The 2,635-nt window shown below is 62.2% G+C and carries 2 protein-coding genes and 1 tRNA gene; all 3 read right to left on the reverse strand.

The genetic code is table 11. From position 1 onward, the window contains the following. Window positions 1-132: 132 nt before the first annotated feature. Complete coding sequence (locus tag AC6A67_RS17020) at window positions 133-369, reverse strand: helix-turn-helix transcriptional regulator (RefSeq protein WP_498037754.1); 237 nt, start codon at window positions 367-369, stop codon at window positions 133-135. Window positions 370-600: 231 nt separating this feature from the next. Beyond that, complete coding sequence (locus AC6A67_RS17025) at window positions 601-1,920, reverse strand: integrase (RefSeq protein ID WP_498037755.1); 1,320 nt, start codon at window positions 1,918-1,920, stop codon at window positions 601-603. Between the two features lie 151 nt (window positions 1,921-2,071). Then, window positions 2,072-2,148 (reverse strand) — tRNA-Arg (locus AC6A67_RS17030). Window positions 2,149-2,635 lie beyond the last annotated feature (487 nt).

The following is a 2,635-nucleotide window of genomic DNA, read 5'->3' on the forward strand; positions in this document are numbered from 1 at the left end:
TTGCCTTCGCGATCCGTTTCTTTGGTGCGGAGAAGAACTCGCGCGGCAGGTCGCAATCGCCGACCTGATCGACGCCGCGTGTGCGCATCCGATCAGTGTCGGAGCGGCGGGCGTGGTTGAGGGGGCGCGCCATTATACGCCTTCCGCATCGCGCTTCGCGACCTGCGCCGCGATCCATGCGTCAATCTCATCTGACAGCCAGCGGTTGGCGCGCTCTGTGAGGCGCACAGGTTGCGGAAAGGTCCCTGCGTCCAACATGCGGACTAACGTCCGCCGCGAGAAAGCGCAGCGCTCCAGCACTTCACGTGTGCGTACGAAGCGCGGCGAAGTCGCCTGTTCAATTTGTGGATGGTCTACGGTCTGCTTCACAATATTCTCCGTCAAATGATGGGCTATTGCCCGGCGTTTAGGTTCGCTTCATTCGACGGCGTGCAGCCGTTACAGACACAATACACTATTTCGTGCTTGGCGCAACGTGCTCTATCGGGCGCACTACATAAGTGGTGCGCGTTACATAGCTTCTATGTTTCCTGTTTACTCACATTTGGAAAGTTGAGTGTTGCCACGGCCCGAGAGGGGGGGCGGCTCTCTGCGCCAGCGTCACAGGCGCGCCGGGGCGCGGAATGCTATTGCCGAGAGCCACTTTTGCTTTTGGGCGAGTGAAGGCCCCAAGCCGTATTTGGGCCGGGCGTGCTTGTGCCCCATGAGATAGGCGACAACCTTCTCCGGCGTCTCCGCCTCGATCAGCCGATCCTCGAAGGTGTGCCGCAGCGAGTAGAGCGAGTGCTTCGGCGTAAGGTTGAAACCGCGCGCCTTGAACGCCTTCGACATGAGAGCCGAGAGCGTGTCGGCCTTCTCGAAGTAGCGAGGGAAGCCGTCCGGGGCGAGCTTCATCGCTTCGAGCGCCACGCCGACGAGGGGCGTCTCCCTTTTCGAGCTGTCCGTCTTCAGCTTCCGGCCGATCGGCCTGACGATCACATGCGGGATTTCCGCGTCAAGCCGGATCGTCTCTCTCGTCAGGTTGCATGCTTCTGAAAGACGCAGACCTGTCTCCGCAATGAGATACACGACGAGCCGCGCTTCGAGGTTGATGTCGTCGAAGACGCCCTCCCGCAGTATATGTTCTTGCACATAGGCGGGGAGGTAGGCTGTGCGCTGGCCTGTCGATCCCCCGGCGATCCGCGTCCCCGCGAAGGGGTTATCGGCCTTCAGGCGGTCGCGCTGGAAGATCGTCCTGATCATCTTGTTCAGGTTGTCGATGTCCCGGTTCGCGGTCGAGATTTGCATCTCCTCCTCGTCGATCCGGGTCAGCCACCAGTCGCGAAAGTCGAGGGCATCCTCGCGCGTGATCTCCGTCAGCGCCTTATCCCCGACGAGCGTCGAGAGGTAGCGGATCGCCCGTGCCTTCGGCAGTCGCCACTTATGGACCTGCTTCTCCGACATGCCGGCGAGGCCCCCGCGCTCGTGCTGCTCGATCTCGTCGAGGAGGCCGGAGAGACGCAGGGCCGGCTTCTCCTCGCCGCCGAGTAGGGCAGAGACGGCCGGCGCGGAGCCGGTCAGACCGTTCGCTTTGAGCGTCAGGGTCCGGTGAATGATCTCCTCGGGCGGCCCGGCGAGGAGCGCCGGGGCCGGCGCATAGCTAAAGCCGAGGACCCGGGAGAGCTGCTGCGCCGCCTTGTATCGCTGGCCAGCGTCCGGGTCCTGCCCGGCAGCGAGGGCGCGCCAGTAAGTTTCAAGCCGCTCATTCAGCTTTGCGACGGCCGGGGTAGCCCGCGTGCCGCGTGGATCATCTTCGACCTTGATCCCGGTCGAGACCTTCACAAACGTGCGCTTGTCGAATGGTTTAAGCGCAGCAGGGACCCGGCGAATAAGGTACCAAGTGCCAGACCTGTCTGTGGGAGAAACCTTGTACTGTTTCATGGACCGTATGGCTTTCAACGCTCTGTCGGCGTTGCCTACGTTGTCCAAAATGTAACCCAGACTGTCAACCAAAAGAGGCCAAAACGCCATTATCCGGTCGCGCAAACGACCGGATATCGAAGTTATTTCAATAAGTTAGCTTGAAATGTATTGGCGCGCCCGAAAGGATTCGAACCTCTGACCCCCAGATTCGTAGTCTGGTGCTCTATCCAGCTGAGCTACGGGCGCCGACGCCGTTTGCTTCGTGTGAAGCGCTTGCGTTCGATGACGCTGATGTAGCCGGACATTTCCGGCATTGCAAGCGCCCGCGTTCAGAAAGCGCAAAAAGCCGGTTGTGGCGGTGGGTAACTCGGGCGTGAGTTGGATTGTCTGGCCCTGCTGGCGGCGTTTATGAGGCGGGGCGGGGCCAGCTAAGTCATTCAGATTTGGTTGTTCTGCGGGCGTGGGCGGCGGCGTTGGGGCGTTGGTTCGGCTTGTGGATGACGCGCCGGGCATTGCAACGCGGCGCCTCGCCGATGGTGCGCGGCTCTGGCCTCGGCGCGAGGGAGGGGCGGCATTGTCTGCGGGAGGGCGGCGTGCGGTGAGGCGCGGCGCCTGGCACAGTGGACTGCGTTGTTTCCGGCAGGCTCGGCGGGCGTCCCATGCGGCATGGCGGCGGGCTGTCGGTGAGCTACATCGGCAATTTTGGTGTTGCGGTCGGCGCCTGGCTGTCGTT

The organism is Camelimonas sp. FR25 (genome assembly GCF_059740505.1).

Coding starts and splice junctions, on each gene's coding strand:
- AC6A67_RS17025 (WP_498037755.1), bottom strand. CDS start 1,920: ATGAAACAGTACAAGGTTTCTCCCACAGACAGGTCTGGCACTTGGTAC.